This window comes from Streptomyces sp. CB02959 (genome assembly GCF_002803155.1).
GTDB lineage: Bacteria > Actinomycetota > Actinomycetes > Streptomycetales > Streptomycetaceae > Streptomyces.
In genome coordinates, this window is sequence record NZ_NNBP01000009.1 from 205,069 (window position 1) to 229,819 (window position 24,751).

At 71.6% G+C, this 24,751-nt stretch carries 22 protein-coding genes; 14 read left to right on the plus strand and 8 right to left on the minus strand.

Translation table 11 applies throughout. The features are described 5' to 3' along the window. The first annotated feature begins 19 nt into the window (after positions 1-19). Genes CG747_RS17000 through CG747_RS17015 form a run of 4 tightly spaced genes read left to right on the plus strand, consistent with a single transcriptional unit; the run spans position 20 to position 5,017 of the window. Positions 20-1,588: an ABC transporter substrate-binding protein gene (locus CG747_RS17000; RefSeq protein ID WP_100602570.1), complete on the plus strand. Its 1,569-nt coding sequence runs from the start codon at positions 20-22 to the stop codon at positions 1,586-1,588. Next, positions 1,585-2,538, plus strand: coding sequence for an ABC transporter permease (locus CG747_RS17005; protein WP_100602571.1), 954 nt, complete (start codon positions 1,585-1,587; stop codon positions 2,536-2,538). Before CG747_RS17000 ends, CG747_RS17005 begins: the two co-directional genes overlap by 4 nt. Next, positions 2,535-3,407, plus strand: a complete 873-nt coding sequence (locus tag CG747_RS17010; RefSeq protein ID WP_100602572.1) for an ABC transporter permease — start codon at positions 2,535-2,537, stop codon at positions 3,405-3,407. Before CG747_RS17005 ends, CG747_RS17010 begins: the two co-directional genes overlap by 4 nt. Beyond that, on the plus strand, positions 3,404-5,017 hold the full coding sequence (locus CG747_RS17015) for an ABC transporter ATP-binding protein (RefSeq protein WP_100602573.1): 1,614 nt from the start codon (positions 3,404-3,406) through the stop codon (positions 5,015-5,017). Before CG747_RS17010 ends, CG747_RS17015 begins: the two co-directional genes overlap by 4 nt. 137 nt (positions 5,018-5,154) lie before the next feature. Here CG747_RS17015 and CG747_RS17020 read toward each other — a convergent pair whose 3' ends face one another. Then, positions 5,155-5,769 carry a TetR/AcrR family transcriptional regulator gene (locus CG747_RS17020; protein ID WP_100602574.1) on the minus strand — a complete coding sequence of 205 codons (615 nt, stop codon included), beginning with the start codon at positions 5,767-5,769 and terminating at the stop codon, positions 5,155-5,157. Positions 5,770-5,836: 67 nt separating this feature from the next. Between CG747_RS17020 and CG747_RS17025 the strand changes: the two genes are divergently transcribed. Further along, complete coding sequence (locus tag CG747_RS17025; RefSeq protein ID WP_100602575.1) at positions 5,837-7,186, plus strand: alpha/beta fold hydrolase; 1,350 nt, start codon at positions 5,837-5,839, stop codon at positions 7,184-7,186. A 76-nt stretch (positions 7,187-7,262) separates the two neighbouring features. Here CG747_RS17025 and CG747_RS17030 read toward each other — a convergent pair whose 3' ends face one another. The 3 genes from CG747_RS17030 to CG747_RS17040 all read right to left on the minus strand — a co-directional run bounded on the left by CG747_RS17030 (position 7,263) and on the right by CG747_RS17040 (position 12,881). Then, positions 7,263-8,183, minus strand: a complete 921-nt coding sequence (locus CG747_RS17030) for an RNA polymerase sigma-70 factor (RefSeq protein WP_100602576.1) — start codon at positions 8,181-8,183, stop codon at positions 7,263-7,265. Next, on the minus strand, positions 8,180-9,385 hold the full coding sequence (locus CG747_RS17035) for an NAD(P)/FAD-dependent oxidoreductase (protein WP_100602577.1): 1,206 nt from the start codon (positions 9,383-9,385) through the stop codon (positions 8,180-8,182). Before CG747_RS17035 ends, CG747_RS17030 begins: the two co-directional genes overlap by 4 nt. Before the next feature lie 190 nt (positions 9,386-9,575). Then, positions 9,576-12,881 carry a BTAD domain-containing putative transcriptional regulator gene (locus tag CG747_RS17040; RefSeq protein ID WP_257980475.1) on the minus strand — a complete coding sequence of 1,102 codons (3,306 nt, stop codon included), beginning with the start codon at positions 12,879-12,881 and terminating at the stop codon, positions 9,576-9,578. A 130-nt stretch (positions 12,882-13,011) separates the two neighbouring features. On the opposite strand from CG747_RS17040, the gene CG747_RS17045 reads away from it, so the two are divergent. Together CG747_RS17045 and CG747_RS17050 are read left to right on the plus strand one after the other, a co-directional pair. Then, positions 13,012-14,535: an FAD-dependent oxidoreductase gene (locus CG747_RS17045; protein WP_100602579.1), complete on the plus strand. Its 1,524-nt coding sequence runs from the start codon at positions 13,012-13,014 to the stop codon at positions 14,533-14,535. Between the two features lie 76 nt (positions 14,536-14,611). Beyond that, positions 14,612-15,274 carry a GDSL-type esterase/lipase family protein gene (locus CG747_RS17050; RefSeq protein WP_100602580.1) on the plus strand — a complete coding sequence of 221 codons (663 nt, stop codon included), beginning with the start codon at positions 14,612-14,614 and terminating at the stop codon, positions 15,272-15,274. A gap of 157 nt (positions 15,275-15,431) precedes the next feature. Here the strand turns inward: CG747_RS17050 and CG747_RS17055 are convergent, their stop codons facing one another. From CG747_RS17055 to CG747_RS17065, 3 genes are read right to left on the minus strand one after another with little or no spacing between them, the layout of a single operon-like run. Beyond that, positions 15,432-15,758 carry a DUF1048 domain-containing protein gene (locus tag CG747_RS17055; protein ID WP_100602581.1) on the minus strand — a complete coding sequence of 109 codons (327 nt, stop codon included), beginning with the start codon at positions 15,756-15,758 and terminating at the stop codon, positions 15,432-15,434. Between the two features lies 1 nt (position 15,759). Continuing rightward, a complete protein-coding gene (locus tag CG747_RS17060) occupies positions 15,760-16,116 on the minus strand; it encodes a DUF1048 domain-containing protein (RefSeq protein WP_100602582.1) in 357 nt (118 codons plus the stop codon). Beyond that, entirely contained in the window at positions 16,113-16,439 is a 327-nt protein-coding gene (locus tag CG747_RS17065; protein WP_100602583.1) for a PadR family transcriptional regulator, read from the minus strand. Before CG747_RS17065 ends, CG747_RS17060 begins: the two co-directional genes overlap by 4 nt. A gap of 253 nt (positions 16,440-16,692) precedes the next feature. On the opposite strand from CG747_RS17065, the gene CG747_RS17070 reads away from it, so the two are divergent. Both CG747_RS17070 and CG747_RS17075 read left to right on the plus strand, forming a co-directional pair. Then, positions 16,693-17,541, plus strand: a complete 849-nt coding sequence (locus CG747_RS17070) for an oxidoreductase (RefSeq protein ID WP_100602584.1) — start codon at positions 16,693-16,695, stop codon at positions 17,539-17,541. Then, positions 17,541-18,155, plus strand: coding sequence for a TetR/AcrR family transcriptional regulator (locus CG747_RS17075; RefSeq protein WP_100602585.1), 615 nt, complete (start codon positions 17,541-17,543; stop codon positions 18,153-18,155). The genes CG747_RS17070 and CG747_RS17075 overlap by 1 nt, the downstream gene beginning before the upstream one ends. A 43-nt stretch (positions 18,156-18,198) precedes the next feature. Here the strand turns inward: CG747_RS17075 and CG747_RS17080 are convergent, their stop codons facing one another. Further along, positions 18,199-18,492 carry a hypothetical protein gene (locus CG747_RS17080; RefSeq protein ID WP_257980476.1) on the minus strand — a complete coding sequence of 98 codons (294 nt, stop codon included), beginning with the start codon at positions 18,490-18,492 and terminating at the stop codon, positions 18,199-18,201. 369 nt (positions 18,493-18,861) lie between these two features. Between CG747_RS17080 and CG747_RS17085 the strand changes: the two genes are divergently transcribed. The 5 genes from CG747_RS17085 to CG747_RS17105 all read left to right on the plus strand — a co-directional run bounded on the left by CG747_RS17085 (position 18,862) and on the right by CG747_RS17105 (position 24,735). Further along, the gene (locus tag CG747_RS17085; protein WP_100602587.1) at positions 18,862-20,523 is read left to right on the plus strand and encodes a GMC oxidoreductase; all 1,662 of its coding nucleotides are present in this window, start codon (positions 18,862-18,864) and stop codon (positions 20,521-20,523) included. A gap of 217 nt (positions 20,524-20,740) precedes the next feature. Beyond that, positions 20,741-22,129 (plus strand): glycosyltransferase, encoded by a 1,389-nt coding sequence (locus CG747_RS17090; RefSeq protein WP_100602588.1) that lies wholly within the window; start codon positions 20,741-20,743, stop codon positions 22,127-22,129. A 56-nt stretch (positions 22,130-22,185) separates the two neighbouring features. Beyond that, on the plus strand, positions 22,186-23,244 hold the full coding sequence (locus CG747_RS17095) for a DegT/DnrJ/EryC1/StrS aminotransferase family protein (protein WP_016574084.1): 1,059 nt from the start codon (positions 22,186-22,188) through the stop codon (positions 23,242-23,244). A gap of 31 nt (positions 23,245-23,275) precedes the next feature. Next, a complete protein-coding gene (locus tag CG747_RS17100) occupies positions 23,276-24,451 on the plus strand; it encodes a cytochrome P450 (RefSeq protein ID WP_100602589.1) in 1,176 nt (391 codons plus the stop codon). A 92-nt stretch (positions 24,452-24,543) separates the two neighbouring features. Then, complete coding sequence (locus CG747_RS17105; RefSeq protein WP_016574086.1) at positions 24,544-24,735, plus strand: ferredoxin; 192 nt, start codon at positions 24,544-24,546, stop codon at positions 24,733-24,735. Positions 24,736-24,751 lie beyond the last annotated feature (16 nt).

The window sequence follows — 24,751 nt, forward strand, 5'->3', positions numbered from 1 at the left end:
ACACCTCAAGGACACCCTCATGCCCGACGAACGCTTCCCCGGCCTGCGCCGCCGCGGTTTCCTCGCCGCCACCGGCGCCGCGACCCTGGGCACCCTGGCCCTGACCGGCTGCGGCGGTGCCGAGCACGCCGACCGGGAGGAGAACGGCCCGCCCCGGCGCGGGGGACGGCTGCGCGCCGCCTTCGCGGGCGGTGGCGCGAGCGAGACCCTCGATCCGCACCTTTCCAACCTGTTCGTCGACGTCGCCCGCGCCAAGGCGCTCTTCGACAAGCTCGCCGACTACGGCGCCGACCTGTCCGCCCGCCCCCGCCTCGCCGAGAAGTGGGAACCGAACGGGACCCTGGACCGCTGGCGGGTCACCCTGCGCGAGGCGACCTTCCACGACGGCAGGCCGGTGACCGCCCGGGACGTCCTGCACAGCTACCGGCGCATCGCCGACCCGAAGAAGGCGTTCCGCGCCAAGGCGTCCCTGGAACCGATCGACCTCGACGCCAGCCGTGCCACCGGCCGGCGGACCGTCGAGTTCGTGCTCCGCCGGCCGACCGCCGAATTCCCCAACGTCCTGGCCGCGTTCGGGGCGTACATCGTGCCCGAGCACGCCACCGACTTCGACCGCGCGCCGATCGGGTCCGGCCCCTTCCGGTTCGTGTCCTTCGCACCGGGCCGCTCCGCCGTCTTCCGCCGCTCCGACGACTACTGGGACGGCGCCCCCCACCTCGACGAACTCGAATTCGTCGTCGCCAACGAGGAGTCCACCCGCGTCAACGCGCTGCTCGGCGGCCAGGTCGAGTACGCGCACGAGCTGAACCCCACCACGGCCCGCGCCCACGAGGGCGGCGGGCGGATCCAGATCGTCCGGCTCCGCAACAGCGCCATGCAGGCGTTCTGCATGAAGACCGATCGGCCGCCCTTCGACGACAAGCGGGTGCGCCAGGCGTTCTTCCTCATCGCCGACCGCAGGGAACTCGTCGAGGGCGCCCTGTCCGGCGCCGGGACGATCGGCAACGACCTGTTCGGCAAGGGCTACGAGTACTACGCCGACGGCCTCCCGCAACGCTCCCAGGACCTCGACCAAGCCCGCCACCTGCTCAAACAGGCCGGCGCCGAAGGACTGAAGGTCACCCTGGACACCTCGGCCGTCGCCGCCGGCTTCACCGAGGCCGCCGGCATCTTCCGCGACCAGGCAGCGAAGGCGGGCGTCACCGTGGACGTGCGGACGGGCAGCAAGGACTCGTACTGGAGCGACACCCTCGACAACGGCACCCTGTGCTGCTACCGCTCCGGCGCCCTGCCCATCGACGCGCACATCTCCCAGCGCCTCCTGTCCGACTCCCCCACCAACGCCACCAAGTGGAAGCACAAGGACTTCGACGCGCTCTACCAACAGGCGCAGTCCACCCGCGACACGACCCGACGGGCCGCCGTGTACGCGCGGATGCAGCGCCGTCTGCACGCCGAAGGCGGTTTCCTAGTCTGGGCGTTCGCGGACTGGATCCTCGGAACTTCGCCCAAGTTGAGGGGAGTTGAGGACAAGGCACCCGCCAACACCCTGGACTGGGCCCGCTTCGACAAGGTGTGGCTCGGGTGAGCGGCCTGCGCTCCTTCATCGTCCGGCGACTGCTCCTCGGCGTCGCGCAGACCGTGGCGGTGGTACTGCTCGTCTTCGCGCTCACCGAGGCCCTGCCGGGCGACGCCGCCGTCGCCTTCGCCGCGGACCAGCCGGATCCCGCGCGGCTCGCGGCCCTGCGCGAGGCGATGCACCTGGACCGGCCCCTCGCCGAGCGGCTGGTGGACTGGGCGACCGGGCTGCTCCACGGGGACCTCGGCACGTCGCTCATCTCCGGACGCCCGGTGAGCACGTACCTGGCCGACGGCTTCGGCCCCACCCTGCTGCTGGCCGCGGTCACCGTGGCGCTGCTGGTACCGCTCGGTTTCGGCCTCGGCATGCTGGCCGCCCGGCACGCCGGAGGGCCGATCGACCGGCTGGTCAGCTCCGGCACGCTCGCCGTGTACGCGGTACCGGAGTTCGCCCTCGGCGTGCTGCTGGTGACGGTCCTGGCGCTCCGGCTGGACTGGCTGCCGCCGACCGCCCTCGGCTACGGCACGGATCTGCTCGCCCACCCCGCCGCCCTGGTCCTGCCCGTCCTGGTCCTGCTCTCCCGCCCCGTCTGCTCACTGGCCCGCCTGGTGCGCGCCGGCATGATCGACGCACTCGCCTCCCCGTACGTGGCACAGGCCCGGCGCTACGGCGTCTCCGGGGCCCGCATCCACTTCGCCCACGCCCTGCCCGGCGCCCTCCCCGCTGCCGCGCAACACCTGGCGCGCACCGTCGACTGGCTGCTCTGCGGCGTCATCGTCGTCGAGGCGCTCTACGCGGTCCCGGGGCTCGGCACCGTCCTGCTCAACGCCGTCGCCGAGCGCGATGTGCCCGTGGTGCAGGGCCTCGCCGTGCTGTTCGGCGTCCTGACCGTCGTCCTGAACCTCGGCGCCGACCTGGTCGCCCATCGGCTCGCGCCCCGGGCGGGGGTGGCCGCGTGAACTCCTCGCGCACCGGCCGCTTCGCCCTCGCGGCGGGCATCATCGCCGTACCCCTCGCGCTCGCCCTCCTGGGCCCGCTGGTCGCGGGCGACCCGGGCCCACGGACGACGTCGTTCACCTCCGGCCACGCGCACTGGCTGGGCACCGACTTCGTGGGCCGGGACGTGTGGCAGCAGGTGCTGCACGGGGGCCGTCCGGTCGTGGTGACCGCGCTCGCCGCCACCGCCCTCTCCTACCTGGTCGCCCTCCCCGCCGGCCTGGCCGCTGCCCTCACCCACCGCCGCTGGCTGGAGGAACTGCTGATGCGGCCGCTGGACGTGCTGCTCGCCGTGCCGTCGCTCCTGCTGATCCTGCTGGTGGCATCGGTGTTCACACCCGGCCCGGTCGGCCTCGCCCTGCTGGTCGCGCTGGTCAACGTGCCCGATGCGGCCCGTATCGTGCGCGCGGCCGCGGCGGAGGCCGCGGCCCGGCCCGCGGTGGAAGCGCTGCGCATGCAGGGCGAGACGTGGTGGCGCACGGCCGTCGGCCACGTCGGCCGCTGCACGCTGCGCACACTCGCCGCCGACCTCGGAACCCGGCTGACCGGTGTGCTGTACCTGGTCGCCACGGCGGCGTTCCTCGGCGTCGGTGTCGCGCCGGACGCCGCCGACTGGGCGGTCATGGTCGACCGCAACCGCATCGGCCTGTTCGTCCAGCCGTGGGCCGCCGTCGTACCGGCCCTGCTGATCGTGGCCCTGACGACGGGCACCAACCTGCTCTTCGACGCCGCGTTGGACAGCGGCCACCGGCCCGCCCGGGTGCGGGCCACACGCCGGAACGCCATGACGAGAACCCTCCGGAACCGGCCAGGGAGTGCGGTACGCCCATGAACCACAAGACCGGCACGACGCACGGGACCGGCACACCGGCCGGGTCCCCCCATCCCGCCGCTCCGCCGGCCGAGCTCCGCGATCTGCGCGTCGTGGTCGGCGGCCGGCCGATCGTCGACGGCGTGCGCCTGCGGGCCCCGGCCGGCCAGGTCACCGCCCTGGTGGGCGCCTCCGGCAGCGGCAAGACCACCACCGGTCTCGCGCTGCTCGGCGAGTACCCGCCCGGCGCCCAAGTGACCGGCGACGTACGCCTGGCCGCCGACGGCCCGATCGGCTACATCCCCCAGCACCCGGCTGCCGTCCTCAACCCCGCCCGCCGCCTCGCCGCCCTCCTGACCGACATCGCCCGCACGCAGGTACGCCACCTCCCCCGCGGCGAACGCCGAGCGGCGGCCCGCGAACGCGTCCTGCGCGCCCTGGCCGACGCCCAACTCCCGGGCGGCGAGAGCATGTTGCGGCGCCATCCGCACCAGCTCTCCGGTGGACAGCAGCAACGCGTCGTGCTCGCCCAGGCACTCCTGCTCGGCGCCCGCGTCATCGTCGCCGACGAGCCCACCACCGGCCAGGACGCCCTGACCAAGAGCCGCGTCGCCGATCAGCTGGCCGCCGTCGCGGCACGCGGTATCGCCGTCGTCCTGCTCAGCCACGACCTGGACATCGTGCGTGCGCTCGCCGACGAGGTGCTCGTCATGCGGGCGGGCCGGGTCGTGGAGTCCGGTCCGGCAGAGCGCCTCTGGCGCGCGCCCCGGCACGAGTGGACCCGCCAACTGCTCGCCGGTGAGCCCCCGTTCACCGGCTCCCTCCCCGCCGTGAAGTCCGCGACCGGGGAGGCCGCACTGCGCGTGAGCGGCCTCACCGCGCGCCATCGCGACGGGGGACGCGGCGCGGCCGCGGCGCTCCGGGCCCTGGAGCTGGACCTCCGCCCGGGCGAATGCCTGGCCGTCGTCGGCCGCTCCGGCAGCGGCAAGACCACCCTTGCCCGGTGCCTGGCCGGACTGCACCGCGAGTACGACGGCCGGATCCTGCTGGACGGCAGCCCGTTGCCGCGCAGTCTGCGCCACCGCAGCCGGGCGCAGTTGGCGGCCGTGCAGTACGTCTTCCAGGACGTCCGCGCCGCCTTCGACGCCCGCCACCGGGTCCTCGACCAGGTCGCCCGCACCGCCGTCCGCCTGCGGGCCACCGACCCCCGCGCCGCCGAGGCCGAAGCCCTGACCACTCTGACCGCCCTCGGCCTCCCCGAGCAACTCGCCCGCCGACGTCCCGACCAGCTGTCCGGCGGCGAACTCCAGCGCGCCGCCCTCGCCCGCGCCCTGCTCGCCCGCCCCCGCGTCCTCATCTGCGACGAGATCACCTCCGGCCTGGACGCGGTCGCCCGCCGCGGCATCCTCGACGTCCTCACCACATTGCTCCACGACCGCGAGGACCTGTCCCTGATCCTGATCACCCACGACCTGGACACCGCGGCCCTGGCCCACCGCATCGCCGTCCTCGACGCCGGAGAGGTCGTCGAACAGGGCCCGGCCCGACAGATTCACACCGACCCGCGGCATCCCTCCACCGTCGCGCTCATGGCGGCAACGGCCCGTCCGGGGGCAGGGACGGGGTCCTGACCGGACGCGTTCCGCTCGTGGTCCGGCAGCCGTAGAAGGAAGTTGGAAGGAGGTTCGCGGGGAAGCCGGCCGGTCGGGCCGCACGGCATCACCAGGCGTCTCCCCACTGCCTGGACGGGCGTCGGGCGCCCTCGCCGTCAGGGCGCGGGCTCGTCGTGAAGGCGGCGGAACGCCGCGGGGGTCGCCCAGCCGCGCAGCGCGGCCTGGATCGTCGACCGGAACGCGGCCTCCGCCGTGGGGGCGTCGAGGGCCCCGGCGAGTTCGAGCGTCACCAGCCCGTGCAGGGTCACCCAGAGCGAGACGGCGATCGACGTCGTCTCGCCGTCGAGGGCGGAGTCCGCCACTGCGCGATCGATCGCCGCGACCAGCGGCCGCACGGGGTCGCCGGTACCGACCGCCCCGGTCGGCTCGAAGGACTGCACTCCGCCGAACAACACCGTGTACAGGTGGCGGTGTTCGCGCCCCCAACGCCGGTACGCGGCGGCCAGCGCCTGGAGGTCGACGAGGGCGTCCTCGGAGGCCGGCACCGCCGACAGGGCCTGGAACAGGCCGGCGACGGCCCTGTCGCGTACCGCTGCGATCAGCCCGTCCTTGCCGCCGAACAGGGAGTACACCGCCGTCGTCGACGCACCGGCGGCCGTCGCCACGGCGCGCACCGCGACCGACTCCCGCGGACGGGTGGCGAGCAACTCGGTGGCGCACTCGACGAGTCGCTCTTTGACGGTTTCGTCGTTCGTCCTCGGCCTACCCATGACGAGAAGCCTACCCGCTCTGATAACGTCGTTTTGAAACAGCGTTCTGAAACCTCGGAGACCCGTCATGCCCACGTCCGCCGTGCCCAGGTCCGCCCTCCGCCTTGCCCGTTTCACCCGGCGCTTACTGCCGGCCCTGGCCGCCGTCGCGACCCTGGTCGTCGTCTTCCTCGCCCTGATCGTCCTCACCGACGGGGCAGGCTCGGGGTTCGCCGCATGGTGGGCGGCCCTCGGATTCGGAACTGCCGCCGCACTGTGGCGGGGGCGCCGTCGCACCCGGGCGGCGCGGCTCCGGCCGTTCCTGCCGGTGGTTGCCGCGGCAGCGCTGACGGCGTCGGTCTGCGTCCCGACCGAACCGACGGCCCCGCGGCACCTGCCCGCCCTGCCGTTCGTGGCCACCCAGCACTGGAGCCTGGCCACCGGCAGCCGGGTCGCGGTGTACCACTACCCGCCCGCGAAACCCGGCACCCGGCGCGCCACCCCGCTCGTGTACCTCAACGGCGGGCCGGTCCGCGGCATCTCGCTGATCGACCACCGGTTCCTGCAACTCCTGGCACGCCGGGGCTACGACGTCTACACCTACGAGCAGGCAGGCGGCGGACGAAGCGACCTGCTCCCCATGGCCCAGTACACGATCTCCAGGTCGGTCCGTGACCTCGCCGCCTTCGTCGACCGCCTGGACAAGGGCAGGGTCGACGTCCTCGGCTTCTCCTCGGGCGGGGTCGTGCTCACCCGGGCCCTGGCCGATCCGCACGTCGCCGCACGCCTGCACCGGGCGATCATCGCCGAACCCGGCCCGATGGACGGCCCCACCACGCGCATCGCCGGACACCAGGGCCGACCCTCCGCGAAGGGACTCGCGCCGGCCGTGACCGGACCGCGCTCGACACACCTCCCCCGCTACGCCACCGCGTTCGGCCTCATGAGGCTCGGACTGCTCACCCCCGACACCGGGCTGATCGGACAGGCCGAGGGCGACAACGCGTTCACCTCCGCCGACCTCGGCAGCGACACCGCATCCGCCTACTGTGCGCGCGACGCGCACCGCATCCCGACCGAGGACACCGCGCGGAACTTCTCCTTCAGCCCCGCCGCCAGCCTCCACATCCAGCAGACGGTGCAGGACTCACCCGCCATCGCCCCGCAGCTGAGGCACTCCCGAACCCCCGCGATGCTGATGATCGCCGAGTGCTCCTCCCAGGTCCGCCAATGGGAGACCGCCGTTCTCGCCGCTGACCCCGCCATCCAGCGCACGCAGTACATGCCCGGAGTCGGACACCACATGTGGAACGGCCTCGACGACAACAACGACCGAGCCGCCGCCGTCATCACCGCGTTCCTCCAAGGCGCGGCGGCCCCCATACCGAACTACCCGACCCGCGACGGCATCCCCGCCTTCCTGCACGACCACAAGTGACGACCCGCCGGCCCGCCACCCCGCCACCGTCGCCCTCCGCTTCGGCACCTCCACGGAACGGACACGGCGACGAGGCTCAGTGCGTTCCGACGTCGTACGTGGTGCCCTCGGCGACGGCCTGGAGCTTGTCCGGGTTGGCCACGTTGTGGAGGGTGACGATGCGGCCGTCGGCGTCGAAGTCGAAGGTCACGGTGGCGATCACCCGGCCCGGTGCGCTGAACACCAGGCCGGGACCGCCGTTGATCTCGACGAGCTCGGCCTTCATGTCGGCGGGATCGACGCCCTGGTAGGTAACGGTGCCGATGGCCGCGAACCAGCCGGCCACCGTGGCCGCGCCCACGACCGGCCGCAGGGCCTGGCGGACCTTGCCGCCGCCGTCGGTCCACAGCGTGACGTCCGGGGAGAGCAGTTCCATCAGGGCGTTGACATCACCACCGGTCGCGGCGGCGAAGAACCGCTCGGTGGCCTCGCGCTGACGCGACCGGTCCGCGGCGAAGCGCGGCCGCCGGGCCCGCACGTGCGCGCGAGCACGGTGCGCGGCCTGCCGCACCGCGGCCTCGGAACGCTCCACCGCCTCCCCGATCTCGGCGTGGCTGAAGTCGAAGACCTCCTTCAGCACGAACACCGCGCGCTCCAGCGGGCTGAGCGTCTCCAGCACCACCAGCATCGCCATCGACACCGACTCGGCGTCCGTGACGGCCTCGGAGGCGTCCCCGCCGGTGAGGATGGGCTCCGGAAGCCACGGCCCCACATAGGTCTCCCGCTTGTGCCGGTTGGAACGCAGCCGTTCCAGCGCCAGATTCGAGACGATGCGCGTCAGGTACGCCTTGGGGTCGGCCACCTGGGAGCGGTCCGCGGCGGACCATTTGATCCAGGCGTCCTGGACCGCGTCCTCGGCGTCGGCGGCGCTGCCGAGGAGGCGGTAGGCGACGGAGAACAGCAACCGCCGGTGCTCGTGGAAGACCTGCTGGCCGGGGTGGGCGGACGGGGTGGTCACCGGGCCTCCTGGTTGCGGGTGAAGCGGCCGCCGCGCGGCCAGATCGCGCCCGAGGCGGGCATCTTCTTCATACGGCCGTAGGTCGGCCAGGGCGAGGCGGTCACCGTCTCCTTGTACCGGACGGCCGTGCGGCCGGTCAGGCAGATCCGGCGCGGGCTGTCGTCGGGCCGGGTGAACTGCACCACGGCGTCACGGCGTCCCAGGCTCACCGGCGTGTGGTAGTAGCCGAAGCGGAACGGCTTGGGCTGCTTGCCCCTGAGCGCCCGGTCGATCGACAGCGCGGCGTGCACCCCGGTCGGCATGCCGCCCTGGCAGGTGCCGTGCATGACTCCGTAGCCCTGGCGGATCGCGGCCGCGTCGCCGATCGCGTACACCTCTGGGTGGGACACCGAGCGCAGCGCGGCGTCGGTGCGGACCCGCCCGTGTTCGTCGACGGCCAGGCCGGCGGCGGCCGCCAGCGGCGACACCCGGGTGCCGCTCGTCCACAGGACCGCGTCGGCGGCGACGCTCTCCCCGCCCGCCAACTCCACCGCGTCGGGCAGGACCTTCACCACCTCGACGCCGGCGCGCACCCGGACGCCCAGCCGGTCGAGCGCGGCGCGCAGATACGCCCTCGCCCGCGGGTTCATGGCCGCGCCGGGCTCCTGCCGGCCCAGCAGCACCACGTTCGACCGCGGGTACCGTTCGGCGATCTCCGCGGCCGACTCGATGCCGGTCAGGCCGCTGCCCGCGACCACCACCGTGCCGCCGCCGAGCCGTGCCAGCCGGTCGGCCAGCAACTCGGCGTCCTGGGCGCCGTTCAGGGTGTACGCGTGGTCCTCGACCCCCGGGACCGCCGAGGTGTCGGCGGCCCCGCCCAGCCCGTACACCAGCGTGTCGTAGGCCAGCACCCGGTCGTCGTCGATCCGCACGGTGCGGGCGTCGGCGTCCACCGCCGTGACCCAGCCGCGCACGAACCGCACGCCCGTGCCGTCCAGCAGCTCCGGGATGCTGAACTCGGCGAGCCCCTGCCCGGTCGCCGTCATGTGCAGCCGCATGCGCTCGGTGAACCGCTCCTGCGCGTTCACCACGGTCACCCGCACCCCGTCGCGCCCCTTCAGCCGGGCCGCGAGTTGGACGGCCGCGCCCATGCCCGCGTATCCCGCTCCCAGGATCACCACGCGGTGCGCGGTCGCCGTGCCGGTCCCCTGCTGTGCGTCCATCGTTCTGTCTCCTCGGCTCGTTTGCGGACGCCCACCAGATGGGAGCAGGGGGCCCGGACGTGACACGGGTGGGATGTGACGCGCGACACAGTCGGCTTGGGGGCGCCGGAAGGCGGTCGAAGGGGTCGGCGTAGCCGTCACGACCAGGCTCTGTCCCTGGTCGGGTTGCACCTACTGCTGGTCTTCGGGCCTACGCCCGCCGCACCTCGGCGCCACCCGGTTCGGAAGGTGACGCGGACAGCGCCACGCGGCGCAGCCGCGCCGGATCGGTCCGGGTCAGGGCCGCCGGCCCGTCCAACTGCCAGCCGGTCTCATACGCCTCGGCGAAGCACTGGTCGCCGAGCGCGACCCGGCTGCGGCCGGTCAGCCGGCGGACCTGCGGATCGGTGCGGTCGTGGGCGCCCCGCAGACGGGCCGCCGCGCCCAGCAGGACGGCCACGTCCCGATGCCGCCCGTACAGCGCGGCGAGGCCGGCCACGGTCACCACCACCGTCGCGGCGAACGGCATGTCCCTGCTGTCGACCGCCGCCGCGTACGCCCGGCCCAACGCCTCCTCGGCGCCCGGCCCGTCGCCGAGCTCGACACAGAGCACGCCCCGCACCATGGCGACCAGCGCCTGCCCGTGGGCGCCGGCGGGCGGGAACTGCTCGGACAGCCCGGTCTCGGCCGACTCGACCAGCTCGCGCGCCCGTTCCGGCTCACCGATCCGCGCCCGCAGAGCCGCCTCCCGCGCGTCGAGCAGAATCGCCAGCTCGGGTGAGGCCGAGCGCAGCGCGCGCTCCCGGGCCACCGCGATGATCTTCTTCGCTCGCACGGTCTCGTCGCGCCGCTCGTGCACATCGATCCGGCGCAGATCGATGAAGATCTCGTCGCTGAGGCCGAGCGACCCGAACTCGCGGGCCAGCCGTTTGGCCTCGTCGAGGTCGGCGAGCGCACCGTCGAGGTCGCCGTCGTACTGCCGCAGCAGCGCGCGCAGCGGCAGCGCCCTGGTCAGGGCCCAGCGGTCGCCTGCCCGGTCGAAGCAGTCCAGCGCGGCGAGCAGGTCACTCCGGACCTGATCGAGGTGGCCCTCGTTCTCGGCGAAGTGGGCCCGGAACATGCGGGCCAGCCCGGCCAGCCACACGTCCGGCCCGTCGACCAGCCGCCGGATGACCGTCGACGACGCGCCGTCCTGCTCCAGGGCGACCAGCCTGATCGCGATCAGCGCACCGCCGAAGCCCGGCAACTCCGGGTGGCTCCGCAGCCGTTCGGTGAGCAACCGCAGTTCCTCCTGCCGCTCCTCGGCCGCGTCGTTGACCAGCGCACTCGGCTTGGCGATGAAGTTGAGCAGCAGCAGCCCCTCGGCGATGTCGCGCTCCGCACTCGGCCGCTCGGCCGGCAACGCGACCGCCGCACCGAGCCAGTAGGCCGCGTCGACGTGCCGGCCGAGCATGTGCCAGCACCAGATCAGATTCACCGCGAGCCCGATCGCGCGGTCGGCGTCGCCGGTGTCGTGGAGGTGGCGCAGCGCGGCGAGCACGTTGTCGTACTCGGCGCGGAACACCTGCAGTGCGTCGAGCTGTTCGGGGCCGCGCAGCCGCGGGTCGTGGCGGGCGACCAGCTCGGCGAAGTAACGGGCGGCCAGGTCCCGCACGGCGGTCCGGGCGCCCTGCTCGGCCAGGCGCTGCAGGCCGTACTCGCGGATCGTCTCCAGCATCCGGTAGCGGCCGGTGTCCGGCGCGAGCTGCAGCAACGACCGGTCGACCAGGCCCGCGAGCAGCTCCCGGACCTCACCGGCCGGTACCGCGGTGCCGGCGCAGACCGCGGTGGCCGAGGCCGGCGTGACGTCCCCGGGCAGCACCGCGATCCGCTCCGCGACCGTACGCGCGTCCGCGCCGAGCAGGTCCCAGCTCCACGCGATGACCGCGCGCAGCGTGCGGTGCCGGGGGAAGGCGTTCCGACTGCCGGTGGTCAGCAGGCGGAACCGGTCGGACAGCCCGGCGGCCAGGTCGGGCAGCGAGAAGGTGCGCAGGCGGGCCGCGGCCAGCTCAAGGGCGAGCGGCAGGCCGTCCAGGCTGCGCACGATGCGCAGCACGTCGCCGAGGTTGCGCTCGTCGACGTCGAACCCGGGCCGCACGGCCGCCGCCCGCTCGACGAACAGCAGCACCGACGCCGTCCGGCGGGCCTCTTCGAGGTCCGCGTGCGGTTCGGGAAGAGTGAGCGGGCCGAGCGGGACGAGCGTCTCGCCGTCGATCGCCAGCGGCTCCCGGCTGGTGGCCAGTACCCGCAGCCCGGCGCAGCGGGCCAGCAGCTCCGAGAGCAGATGCGCCACGGCGTCGACGAGGTGCTCGCAGTTGTCCACCACGAGCAGGCTCTCCCGGCCGCCCAACTCGTCGGCCAGTACGTCCAGTTCGCCCACCGGGTCGCCGCGCAGCTTGGCCGACGCCTCGAACAGCACTGCGCCGCGCAGCCCGATAGCGGCCAGCAGCGCCGCGCCGACCTCGACAGGCTCGGTGACCGAGGCGAGGTCGATCATCCAGACGCCGTCGCGGTACCCGGACCGGTGGCGGCGGGCGGCCTCGACGGCGAGGCGCGTCTTCCCGGCACCGCCGGGACCGACCACGGTGACCAGGCGCCCGGCAGCGAGCAGCGTGCCGATCCGGGCGAGGTCCCGTTCGCGGCCGACGAAGCTGGTCAACGGCGCGGGCAGGTTGCTCTGCCTGGCCGGCGCGGCGTCGGGGGCGGGCCGGTCGGCTCGCAGCAGGCGCAGGTGGCGCTCGCGCAGGGCGGCGCCCGGGTCGGTGCCGAGGACGTCGGCCAGGGTTTCGCGCACCTGCTCGTACCGGGCGAGGGCCTCGGCCTGGCGCCCCTGGGCGGTGAGGGCGTCCATGAGCAGCGCGGCGGCGCGCTCGTGGACGGGGTGCTCGGCGAGCAGGGCGGTCAGGCGCACGGCGGCCGTGTCCGCGTGCCCCCGCGCCAGTTCGGCGTCGGCGAGGTCGGTGACGGCCTCGACCGAGGCGTGGGCCAGCCGGGCCGCGACGGCGGGCGCCACCCCGGCGACGACCGCGGGCTCGGCGCCGGGACGGTCGCCCCACAGCGCGACGGCCTCCCCGAGCACGGCCGCCGCCGCATGCGGGTCGCCGGCACGCAGGCGGTCCCGGCCCTCCGCGGCGAGCCGCTCGAACCGCAGCGCGTCCACGTCGGCCGCGTCCACGGCCAGTCGGTAACCGCCCGCGAGCCGCGCGACGTCGCCGGCCGGGCCGAGGGTGCGGCGCAGCCGTGAGACGAGGGCCTGCAGGGCGTGCGCGGGGCCGGTCGGCGGGTCCTCGGCCCAGATCGCGTCGACCAGGACGCCCGGCTCGACCGCCCGCCCGCCGGCGAGCGCAAGCCGCGCGACGAGAGCCTGCAGACGGGCACCCGGAACGGGCAGGGCGACGTCACCGCGCGACGCCTGAAAGGCGCCGAGCAGCGTGACCCGAAGCCGCGCACCCCCGTCCATCTCCCCATCTTCGCGCACCCACCGCCGGGTCCTCACCTCAGGGCAGCGCCGGTGCGCCCCCGTGTCAGCGCCGTGTGCGCCCGGTGTGAGCGGCCGCCGGCAGCCTTGGCGGGTCGCAGAGTTGCCGCTGTACGTAAGGGGATTTCTCATGCATGACGTAGTGATCGTGGGCGCCGGCCCGGTCGGTCTGTTCCTCGCCTGCGAGCTGGGGCTCGCGGGCTGCTCTGTCGTGGTGCTGGAGCGGGAGCCGGAGCCGGGATCCCCGTGGCGGGCGGAACCGCTCGGCATGCGGGGCTTGTTCGCCACCTCCCTCCAGGCGTTCCACCGCCGCGGCATGCTGCACCCGCTCAAGACCGCGTCCGGAGTCCAGGACGAACCCGGTGTGGATCTCGACGCGGACGGGCCGCCGCCCATCCGCGGCGGCGTGGGTCACTTCGCCGGAATGGTGCTCGACCCGGCCGACGTCGATCTCGCCGCACTGCCGTACCGACTGCCCAGCCCGGCACCGGACTTCATGGCGTCCAACCTTGCGGCGATCGAATCGGTGCTGTCCGAGCGGGCGGCCAAGCTCGGCGTGGAGATCAGGCGCGGCGTCACCGTCTCCGGCATCACACAGGACGACGAGGGCGTGCTCGTGCGGGCGGGCGAGGACGAGTACGCGGCGCGCTGGGGCGTCGGCTGCGACGGCGGACGCAGCGTGGTGCGTCGGCTGGCGGGCTTCGAATTCGCCGGCACCGAGCCGCGGTTCACCGGCTACACCATGCTCGTCACCCTCGCCGAAGCCGAGCGGCTGCGCCCGGGGATCAACCTGACCCCGACCGGCATGTACATCCGGATGCCCACCGAAGGGCACGTCGGCGTGCTGGACTTCGACGGCGGCGCGTTCGACCGCTCGCGGCAACCGACCCGCGACCATCTCCAGACGGTGCTGCGCCGCGTGTCCGGCACCGACGTGACGTTGAGCGAAGTCCACCTCGCCTCCAGCTTCACCGACCGGGCGATGCAGGCCACGACCTACCGGCAGGGCCGCGTACTGCTCGCGGGCGACGCGGCGCACGTCCACTCCCCCCTCGGCGGACAGGGACTCAACACCGGACTCGGCGACGCCCTGAACCTGGGGTGGAAGCTCGCGGCGACCGTGCACGGGCACGGGCCGAACGGGCTGCTCGACACCTACACCCGCGAACGCCACCCGGTCGGCGCGCAGGTGCTCGACTGGACCCGCGCCCAGGCGATGGCCATGCTGCCGGATCCGCACGGCCAGGCACTCCAGGGGGTGATCCGCGACCTGCTCGGGACCCGGGACGGCACGACCTATGTGTTCGGCAGGCTCTCGGGATCGTCGATCCGCCACGACCTCGGCGACGAACAGCCGCTGGTCGGACACAACGCCCCGGACTTCCGCCTCACGGACGGCACTTGCGTCGGCGACCTGATGCAGGACGGACGGGGCGTCGTGCTCGATTTCAGTACCGACCACCGCCTGCGGGAGGCGGCGACGGGCCGGCAGAGCCGGCTGCGTTACGCGGCCGGGGCGGCGAAGAACGACCTCGGACTGGGTGCCGTACTCGTCCGGCCGGACGGCATCGTCGCCTGGGCCGCCGATCGCGACTTCGGCGCGGAGGAGTTCGAGCGGGCCGCCGACCGGTGGTTCGGCCCTGCCGGAACCTGAGCCGCCGCCCCGTTCCCCGACGCCCCCTCCCCTCCCCCACCCACCTTCCAACCTTCCGACATTCCAAGGACCACAGATGACGATCACCCTTCGCCCGGGAACCACCGTGATGTTCACCGGAGATTCGATCACCGACAGCCAGCGGCTGGAGAGCGAGGACGGCCTCGGGTTCGGCTACCCGCTGCGCATCGCGGGCGAGTGGGGCTTCCGGCACCCGGACCGGCCCGTGACCTGGCTGAACACCGGGATCGGGGGCCACAAGACGATGGATCTGGAAGTCCGCTGGCAGACCGACGTGCTCGACGCGCGCCCCGACGTGGTGTCGATCCTCGTCGGCGTCAACGACATGGGCTGGCACACGATCGACCCGGACGGCCACGTCATCCCCGCGGAGGACTTCGCGGCAGCTTACGACCGCCTGCTCGCGCCGCTGGCCGCGGCGGGCACGGAGCTGATTCTCATCGAGCCGTTCCTCCTGCCGATCAGCGGCAGCGTCCAGGCCGGTGACACGCACGTCGACGAGGAGATACGGAAGGAATGGCGGGCCGACCTGGACCCGAAGATCCAGGTCGTGCGCGACCTCGCCCGAACATACGGCGCGCACCTGCTCGCCGCGGACGGCATGTTCGCCGAACTCTCCGCGGCGACCGGGCCGGAGTACTGGGCCGCGGACGGCGTACACCCGACGCCGGCCGGTCACGCGGCGCTCGCGGCGGCCTGGCTGCGCCTGGTCGAGTAACCCGCGGGCCGGGTCGGCGACGCCGTCGGCGGCCTGGTCGACGACGTTCTCCGGGGCGCCGCCTGGCCGGGCCAGGACGGTCTCCACGGGGCGTTCGTCAGGACGGCCCGCCCCGACGGGGGCGGGCCAGGGCCCGGTGGCTCACCGCGCCTCGGTCCTACTTCTCGGCCGTGCCGGGTTTCCGGCTGATGGACTCCTGATAGATGTCCGCGTAGGTGCGCGAGTCCTTGACCAGGTCGTCACAGAAGGCGGCGACGTCGTTGCCGATGAGTTGCAGGACCCCCTTGCCGGCCGCGACGCCCTCCTCGAAGAAATCGACGATCCCTGAGAGCAGGTTCCCGTCGAGCAGGTCGACCGGCCCGACCTTGAAGAAGTACTTCTGGATCTCCCTGTAGACGATCCGGTAGTCCGGCGGGAGCGCCTTGACCCGGGCCATGTGCGCCCGCCACTGCTTCTTGCCCTCGACGATGTCTTGGATGCCCACGTCAGCCTCCCAGCCGGCCCAGTTTCCTTGCGACGTTACGGTTCAACTGCTCGCGCCACCGGTCGCGATAGCCCCGCGCCCCTTCTCCGCCGGCCAGCGCCGCGCAGAAGCCCTCGATGTCGTCGCCCAGCACCTCTTGAACGGTCTGCCCATCCGCCGCCGTTTCTTCGAGCAGCCCCAGGGCACCGTCGAGGATCGGCATCAGGTTGCGACCCGTGAAGTCCGAGTAGGGGGTGAGGTGAACCTTGATCTGTTCCCACGCCGCCCGGTAGTCGGCCGGCAATGCCTCGGCCCGGGTCTCGAACGCCTTCCATTCCCTGGTGAGGTCGCTGCCGGTGATGGTCTGCCAGAAATTCATCGCCCGCCCTCCTTGAGCTTGTCGATTCGCGATGAGAGGTACTCCCATTTCGCCCAGAACCTCGCGAGTTCTTTGCGCCCCGCATCGTTGAGTGCATAGAACTTGCGCGGCGGGCCCACCCCGGACGGTCGTTTCGTCACCTGAACGAGCCCGTTCTTCTCCAGTCGCAGCAAGATGGTGTAGACCGTGCCCTCGACGACGTCGGCGAAGCCGAGTTCATTCAGCCGACGCGTGATGGCGTACCCGTAGGTCTCCTCGCTGTCGAGGATTTCCAGCACACAGCCCTCAAGCGTGCCCTTCAGCATCTCCGTCAGGTCGTCCATTGCGGACCTCCTCTTCGATCCCCCCAGTACTACGTAGTGCCGAGTACCACTACACGGTATCACCGAGTAGTTCGCCGGGGCAGCACTTGTACGAGGGGCGCGCCGGGCCCAACGGCCGCCCGATGCCGCTCGGTTGACTCCCCACTCCGGACCCGCCCAGCGGAATCAACACCCCGGCGATAAAAATCGACACTGTGTAGACTTTTCGGTGTGGGAGCGCTTCAGCTCTTCGCGAGACCTTCCTGGAGGAGCAATGGACAAGCGGAACTGGCTCATCACCGGCGTCAGCACGGGCCTCGGACGCGCCTTGGCCCAAGCCGCCCTGGCCGCCGGGCACACCGTCGTCGGCACCGTCCGCTCGGAGCAGGATCTGCAAGCCTTCGAAGAACTCGAACCCGGGCACGCTCACGGCCGCATCCTGGACGTGACCGACGACGGCGCCGTCTCCGGCGTGGTCGCCGAAGTGGAGCAGAGCGTCGGCCCCTTGGACGTCGTCGTCGCCAACGCCGGCTACGGCCTGGAGGGCACCTTCGAGGAGACCCCGCTGGCCGAGGTGCGGCGACAGTTCGACGTCAACGTCTTCGGGGCGGTGGCCACCCTGCAGGCGGCGCTGCCCCACATGCGCCGGCGCCGCCGCGGACACCTGATGGCCGTCACCTCCATGGGCGGGCTCATGGCCGTGCCCGGCATGTCGGCCTACTGCGGCAGCAAGTTCGCCCTGGAAGGCATCCTGGAGGCGCTGGGCAAGGAGGTCGCACAGTTCGGGATCCACGTGACGGCGATCGAGCCCGGCTCCTTCCGCACCGACTGGGCTGGACGGTCCATGACACGCGCCGCGCGGACCATCGACGACTACGACGAGCTGTTCACCCCCATCCGCGAAGCGCGGCAGAAGGCCAGCGGGAATCAGCTGGGCAATCCGGCCAAGGCCGGGGAGGCAGTCGTGCACATCACCACGGTCGAGCGGCCGCCGGCCCACCTCGTCCTCGGCTCGGACGCGCTGCGGCTGGTCCACGCCGCGCGCACGGCCGTGGACGAGGAGATCCGCGCATGGGAGACGCTCTCCCGTACGACCGACTTCGCCGAGGGCGCTCAGCTCTGATGCCCGGCGACCACCCCGTGCGGAGCCGTCGCTCCGCCGAACGCAAGGGCGATGTCCGGGAGCGGGCCATCCTCGACACCTGCGAAGTCCTGCTGGCACAGAAGGGCTACGACGCGATGACCGTCGGCGACGTCGCCCAGGGCGCCGGCATCACCCGCGGTGCCCTGTACTTCTACTTCGGCTCCAAGCAGGAAGTGGTCACGGCGCTCGTGGCCCGGACCGTCGAGCATCTGTGGGAGCGGTCGCGGGCCACTGCGCGGGCCGACGAGCCGCGCCAGGCCATCGCGGCAGCCATGCAGCGCACGGTCGACCTGTGGAACGAACACGGTCTGGTCATGCGCACGGCGATCGACCTGTCGTTGACCGTGCCCGAGATCGGCAAGCTGTGGAGCCATACCGCCGACCTGTTCATCGCGGCCATCACCGCCGTACTGGAACGCGCCGGCATCCAGGCCGGCGCCGCACCGGAACAAGCCTCGGCGATGGCACGCGCCCTGTGCTGGATGATCGAGCGGACCTTCTACCACGCCTCGCAGGAGTCCCGCGAGAAACTACAGGAGGCCTCCGCGACCTGCGAACACATCTGGCTGACCAGTGCCGGTCTGACCAGCTGAGGCGTTCTCCGCGCCGCCCTCCAGTACTCGACGATCCGGTCGCTCACTCGAAGCTCACCCCGGCAGCCTTCGATTCGAAGTCGGCGGCGTGCGACGCCACCGTCCGCGCATGGCCGCGCAGCAGCTCGGCGCGTTTGTGCATCTCCTCCGGGTGGATGGAGAAGCTCTCCCCCGCGCCTCCTCCGGGGAATTCACGGACCTTGTCCTCGTTGACGCTCGGCCAGTTCACCCCGATGAACTGAAGGAACGACACCACCTCGTCCGGCAGCTCGATCGCCGTAGCGCCCCCTTGGTCGCACCCGCCGCAGCCCATCAGAGCGTATTCAAGGGAGGGCAACGGGAGCGCACATGCGAGCTCTATGGATCGTCATCAATGCTTCCGGACAGGCGACTTGGGGCCATCGAGCGCTTCGGCGTTCACGCGGTCCGGGTGACGGGGACGGCTCCGTGGCCGGAGGAGGCAGGAGCGGGTGCGCGGCTGGAGGAGGCAGGAGCGGGCGCCCTTCGGAGGGGCGGCGCATTGTAACCGGTCAAATGTGATCAACGGTCGTCATATTTCTAGCAATTTCCGTAGTCTTTCGTGATCAGGATGGGCGCGCGCGGCGGCTCGGGCTGATGGACGGCCCGCGATTCCCACCGGGGACGGCCCCCGCGGACCAGCCCTGCGGGGAAAAGTCCTGTCGGCGAAGGCCAGGTACTCATCAACGTGTTCGAGAATCAGCAGAACCAGCATCTGTCACGGCGTCGTCTGCTCGGACTGGCGGCCCTCAGCGGCGCCGCCGTCGCCGGGATGACCACGATTTCCGCCGCGCCGCGCGCCACGGCCGCCGAGCGGCAGAGCCCGCGGGCGACCAACGGCTCGTTCGTACCGGCCGTGGTCATCGGCACGGGGTACGGCGCCGCGGTATCCGCGCTGCGGCTCGGCGAGGCCGGTGTTCCGACGCTCATGCTCGAAATGGGCCAGCTGTGGAACCAGCCCGCGGACGACGGCAACATCTTCTGCGGAATGCTCAAGCCCGACCGCCGCTCCAGCTGGTTCAAGTCACGCACCGAGGCGCCGCTGGGCTCGTTCCTGTGGCTGGACGTGATCAACCGCGACATCACCCCGTACGCGGGCGTGCTCGACAAGGTGCACTTCGACCAGATGTCGGTGTACGTGGGTCGGGGTGTCGGCGGCGGCTCGCTGGTCAACGGCGGCATGGCCGTGGTCCCGAAGCGCACGTACTTCGAGGAGGTGCTGCCCCAGGTGGACGCCGCCAAGATGTACGAGCAGTACTTCCCGCGCGCCAACTCCATGCTCAAGGTGAACCACATCGACAAGAGCTGGTTCGAGGAGACGGAGTGGTACCAGTTCGCGCGGGTCTCGCGCGAGCAGGCGAGCAAGGCGGGCCTGAGCACCACCTTCGTCCCCAACGTCTACGACTTCGACCACATGCGGCGCGAGGCGGCCGGCGAGGTCCCCAAGTCCGCGCTGGCGGGCGAGGTCATCTACGGCAACAACGGCGGCAAGCAGAGCCTGGACAAGACGTACCTGGCCGCCGCGCTGGGCACCGGCAAGGTCACCATCGAGACCCTGCACCGGGTCAAGGCGATCCGTCAGCAGGCGGACGGCAACTACGTGCTGTCCGTGGAGCAGATCGACGCCGACGGCAAGGTCCTCGCCCAGAAGGAGATCTCCTGCGGCCACCTGTTCCTCGGTGCCGGCAGCCTCGGCTCCACCGAGCTGCTGGTGCGGGCCCGGGACACCGGCGCGCTGCCCCGCCTCAACTCCGAGGTCGGCGCGGGCTGGGGCCCCAACGGCAACATCATGACCGGCCGGGCCAACCACGTCTGGAACCCCACCGGCTCCCACCAGTCGTCGATCCCCTCCCTGGGCATCGACGACTGGGACAACCCGGCCGCCCCGGTCTTCGCGGAGATCGCGCCGATGCCGGCCGGCCTGGAGACCTGGGTCAGCCTCTACCTGGCGATCACGAAGAACCCCGAGCGCGGCACCTTTGTCTACGACAAGGCCACCGACCGGGCCGTACTGCGCTGGACCCGGGAGCAGAACGCGCCCGCGGTCGCGGCCGCGAAGTCGCTCTTCGACCGGATCAACAAGGCCAACACGACGATGTACCGCTACGACCTGTTCGGGCCGGAGCTGAAGAACTTCGCCGACGACTTCTGCTACCACCCGCTCGGCGGCTGCGTCCTGGGCAAGGCCACCGACGAGTACGGGCGGGTCGCGGGCTACCGCAACCTCTACGTCACCGACGGCGCGCTCATTCCGGGCTCCATCGGAGTCAACCCCTTCGTGACCATCACGGCGCTGGCCGAGCGCAACGTCGAGCGGATCATCGCGGAGGACGTGCGCACCGCTGCCTAGGTGTTCTGACCGCTGACCCATCGGGCGCGCCCCAGGGCGCGCCCGACGACGCCCCTGTCGACCAGGGGCGTCGTGGCGTCCGGGCCTGCGCCGAGGCCCAAACCCGGGTCTACGGATTTTCCGGTGGCCGGCGTGAGATCAAAGAGAGGTGCGGCCAGTCGATCCGCGCAGGGGCGGTGCTCGCCGAACCCCGTCCGTCCTCGCTGAAAGGGAATCCATGGACTCCGCCCGACGGCCGATCCTTTTCGTCAGTCTTCCGGAAAGTGGGCTGGCCAACCCGCTGCTCGTCCTCGCCGAGGAACTCTCCCGGCGGAACGTGCCGGACCTCTGGTTCGCCACCGATGAGCCGCGGCGTGCGGACGTGAAGCGGATTTCGGTGGGCTCCCCGGTGGAATTCGGCTCGCTGGGGGAGGTCGTCAGCGAGCTGTCCGCGGTGACGTGGAGCGACGAGATCTACCGGGAGATCACCCAGTCGTCGCGGTTCAAGGCGCATCGCGCGGTCATCAGGCACTCGTTCGTGCCGGCGGCGCAGGATGCGAAGTTCCGGAAACTGGCGGCCATCGTCGACGAGGTCCAGCCGGCTTTGATGGTCATCGACTGCATCAGCGGGTTCGGCATCGAGCTGGCCATCTCGCGGGGAATTCCCTTCGTGTTGAGCGTGCCGTTCGCACCGAGCAACGTGCTGACGGCTTTCACGCCGTTCGGGAAGGGGTACACGCCGTGGGGCTTTCCCGTCCCGCACACCGGACTGCCGTATCGCATGACGTTGGCGCAGCAGATCAGCAACCAGTTGTTCAAGTGGCGGACGCTGGCACTGTTCCTGGCGCCGCGGATGAGCAAGGTGGTGGCGCAGGACACCCGGCGGCGGAAGGAACACGGGCTGTCGTCGATGAGCCCGATGGAGCGGATCGAAAGCGCCGAGCTGGTGCTGTGCAATTCGATTGCCGAGCTGGATTATCCGGTGCGCATTCCGTCGCAGATGCGGTTGGTCGGGACGATGGTGCCGCCCCTGCCGGAGGCTCCGGACGACGAGGAGCTGTCGACCTGGTTGGACGCGCAGACCTCGGTGGTCTACGCGGGGTTCGGGACGATCACCCGGCTGACCCGGGATCAGGTGAGTTCCATGGTGGAGGTGGCCCGGCGCCTCGAAGGACGGCATCAGGTGCTGTGGAAGCTGCCGTCGGAGCAGCAGCACCTGTTGCCGCCGAAGGAGACGCTGCCGGGCAACCTGCGCATCGAGAGTTGGGTGCCCTCCCAACTGGACGTGCTGGCGCATCCGAACGTGAAGGTGTTCTTCACGCACGCCGGCGGCAATGGTTACAACGAGGGCATGTATTTCGGAAAGCCCCTGGTGGTCCGGCCGTTGTGGGTGGACTGCTACGACCAGGCGGTGCGGGGCCGGGACTTCGGCATCAGCCTGACCCTCGACCAGCCTCGGGACATGGACGTCAATGACGTGGTCGACAAGTTGACCCGCGTGCTGGAAACCCCCTCCTTCCGCAGGAATGCGGAGCGACTCGGTGCTTTGCAGCGGGCGGCGGGCGGTCGGGCGGCAGCCGCCGACCTGATCCTCGGGCTGCCGGTTCTCGCCGGGGCCCACCAGTGAAGAAGCCCGTGCGCGCGCGTCGGGCGTGTGGAAATACGAAGAGGATGAGGTAGCGGATGTCGTTCACATATCCCGTTTCCCGGCCCGCTTTGAACGGACGCGAGCTGGAGTACCTGACCGCGACGGTCGAGGACGGGTGGATATCGTCGCAGGGGCCGATGGTCCGGCGTTTCGAGCAGGCCTTCGCCGACTACAACGGGACCGCGCACGGCGTGGCCTGTTCGTCCGGCACGACCGCACTGACCTTGGCGCTCCGCGCCCTGGGAGTCGGTCCCGGCGACGAGGTGATCGTCCCCGAGTTCACGATGGTGGCCTCCGCGTGGGCGGTGACGTACACGGGTGCCACTCCAGTGTTCGTCGACTGCGGAGACGACCTCAACATCGACGTCTCGCGCATCGAAGAGAAGATCACGTCGCGGACGAAGGTCCTCATGCCGGTCCACGTCTACGGGCGGCGCTGCGACATGGACGCGATCATGGACATCGCGTTCCAGTACAACCTGAAGGTCGTGGAGGACAGCGCCGAGGCGCACGGCGTCCGGCCGACCGGGGACATCGCCTGTTACTCGCTGTTCGCCAACAAGATCATCACGGCCGGCGAGGGCGGCATCTGCCTCACCGACGACCCCAAGCTCGCGGACCAGATCGCGCACCTGCGGGCGATGGCCTTCACCAAGGACCACAGCTTCCTGCACAAGAAGTTGGCGTACAACTACCGCATCACGGCCATGCAGGCCGCCGTGGCCCTGGCGCAGACCGAACGCCTCGACGAGATCCTCGAAGTGCGCCGCAGGATCGAGAAGCACTACGACGAGGGGCTGGCCGACGTCCCCGGCATCACGCTGATGCCCCCGCGGGACGTGCTGTGGATGTACGACCTCCGGGCGGAACGCCGGGCGGAGCTCCAGGCGTTCCTGGCCGACCACTCCATCGAGACCCGGCTCTTCTTCAAGCCGATGAGCCGGCAGCCCATGTACTTCGACCCCGACTGGCCGTCGCTCAAGGCCAGCGAGTTCGCCGAGGACGGGCTCTACCTGCCCACGCACACCGACCTGTCCCCCGCCGACCAGGACTTCATCGTCAGCAAGATCCGGGCCTTCTACGGCGTCCGTTGATCGACCCCGTCGGAGAGAGGAAATTCCGTTCATGACGCACTCGGACCCGGTGGTGGTGGACTTCCCCACCCGCAAACCCGGCGTGCCCTTCCCGCCGCCCGACTACGACGGGTACCGCGACCACGAGGGGCTGGTCCTCTCGCGCCTGCCCAACGGCGCCCGGGCGTGGCTGGTCACCCGGCACGAGGACGTGCGCACCGTGCTGACCGACTCAAGGATCAGCTCCAACCCCTCGCACAAGGGCTTCCCCAACGTCGGGACGGTGGGCGTGCCCACGCAGGAGCAGATCCCCGGCTGGTTCGTGGGGTTGGACTCCCCCGAACACGACCGGTTCCGCAAGGCCCTCATCCCCGAATTCACCGTGCGGCGCATCCGGGGGTTGCGCCCGGCGATCGAGCGCACGGTGGAGGAGCGCCTCGACGCGATGCTGGCCGCGGGCAACTCCGCCGACCTCGTCGCGGACTACGCACTGCCCGTGCCGTCCCTGGTGATCTCGACACTGCTCGGCGTGCCGCCCTCCGACCGCGACTTCTTCGAGTCCCGGACCCGCACCCTGGTCTCGCTCCGCGCCTCGACCGACGCGCAGCGCGAGACCGCCGTCAAGGAGCTGCTGCGCTACATCAAGCGGCTGGTGGGCATCAAGGCGAAGTGGCCCGGCGACGACCTCATCAGCCGGCTGCTGGCAGCCGGTTCGATCGCACCGCACGAGCTGTCGGGCGTGCTGATGCTGCTGCTCATCGCCGGCCACGAGACCACTGCCAACAACATCGCGCTGGGCGTCGTCACACTGCTGCGGAACCCCCAGTGGATCGGTGACGACCGGGCGGTGGAGGAGACCCTGCGCTTCCACTCGGTCGCCGACATCGTGTCCCTGCGGGTGGCCGTCGAGGACGTCGAGATCGGCGGGCAGCTCATCAAGGCGGGCGACGGCATCGTGCCGTTGATCGCCGCGGCCAACCACGACACGAGCGCCTTCGAGTGCCCGCACATGTTCGACCCCTCCCGGAGCGCCCGTCATCACGTGGCGTTCGGCTACGGGATCCACCAGTGCCTGGGCCAGAACCTGGTGCGGGTCGAGATGGAGATCGCCTACCGCAAGCTCTTCGAGCGCATTCCCGACATCCAACTCGCCGTTCCCGATGAGGGTTTGAGCATCAAGTACGACGGCGTGCTCTACGGCCTGGAGCAGCTTCCCGTCCGCTGGTAGGCACCGTCCCGCCAACGGAAGGCCAGTCCCGTCCGCGCGGTGCGCCAGTGGCCGCCGGTGGACCCCAATCCCCTTGCAGGAGAGACATCGGCATGCGTATCACCATCGATTCGGAGCGCTGCGTGGGCGCGGGCCAGTGCGTGCTGTCCGCGCCACAGGTCTTCGACCAGGACGAGGACGGGATCGTCACCCTGCTCGCCGCGCCCGGCCCCGACGAGGCGGCCAAGGTCCGCATCGCGACGGCGCTGTGCCCCTCCGGGGCGATCACCGCACACGAGGGCTGACGCCCGCACCGGGCGA

Coding starts and splice junctions, on each gene's coding strand:
- CG747_RS17000 (WP_100602570.1), top strand. CDS start 20: ATGCCCGACGAACGCTTCCCCGGCCTGCGCCGCCGCGGTTTCCTCGCC.
- CG747_RS17015 (WP_100602573.1), top strand. CDS start 3,404: ATGAACCACAAGACCGGCACGACGCACGGGACCGGCACACCGGCCGGG.
- CG747_RS17020 (WP_100602574.1), bottom strand. CDS start 5,769: ATGGGTAGGCCGAGGACGAACGACGAAACCGTCAAAGAGCGACTCGTC.
- CG747_RS17025 (WP_100602575.1), top strand. CDS start 5,837: ATGCCCACGTCCGCCGTGCCCAGGTCCGCCCTCCGCCTTGCCCGTTTC.
- CG747_RS17035 (WP_100602577.1), bottom strand. CDS start 9,385: ATGGACGCACAGCAGGGGACCGGCACGGCGACCGCGCACCGCGTGGTG.
- CG747_RS17045 (WP_100602579.1), top strand. CDS start 13,012: ATGCATGACGTAGTGATCGTGGGCGCCGGCCCGGTCGGTCTGTTCCTC.
- CG747_RS17050 (WP_100602580.1), top strand. CDS start 14,612: ATGACGATCACCCTTCGCCCGGGAACCACCGTGATGTTCACCGGAGAT.
- CG747_RS17060 (WP_100602582.1), bottom strand. CDS start 16,116: ATGAATTTCTGGCAGACCATCACCGGCAGCGACCTCACCAGGGAATGG.
- CG747_RS17065 (WP_100602583.1), bottom strand. CDS start 16,439: ATGGACGACCTGACGGAGATGCTGAAGGGCACGCTTGAGGGCTGTGTG.
- CG747_RS17070 (WP_100602584.1), top strand. CDS start 16,693: ATGGACAAGCGGAACTGGCTCATCACCGGCGTCAGCACGGGCCTCGGA.
- CG747_RS17075 (WP_100602585.1), top strand. CDS start 17,541: ATGCCCGGCGACCACCCCGTGCGGAGCCGTCGCTCCGCCGAACGCAAG.
- CG747_RS17090 (WP_100602588.1), top strand. CDS start 20,741: ATGGACTCCGCCCGACGGCCGATCCTTTTCGTCAGTCTTCCGGAAAGT.
- CG747_RS17095 (WP_016574084.1), top strand. CDS start 22,186: ATGTCGTTCACATATCCCGTTTCCCGGCCCGCTTTGAACGGACGCGAG.
- CG747_RS17100 (WP_100602589.1), top strand. CDS start 23,276: ATGACGCACTCGGACCCGGTGGTGGTGGACTTCCCCACCCGCAAACCC.
- CG747_RS17105 (WP_016574086.1), top strand. CDS start 24,544: ATGCGTATCACCATCGATTCGGAGCGCTGCGTGGGCGCGGGCCAGTGC.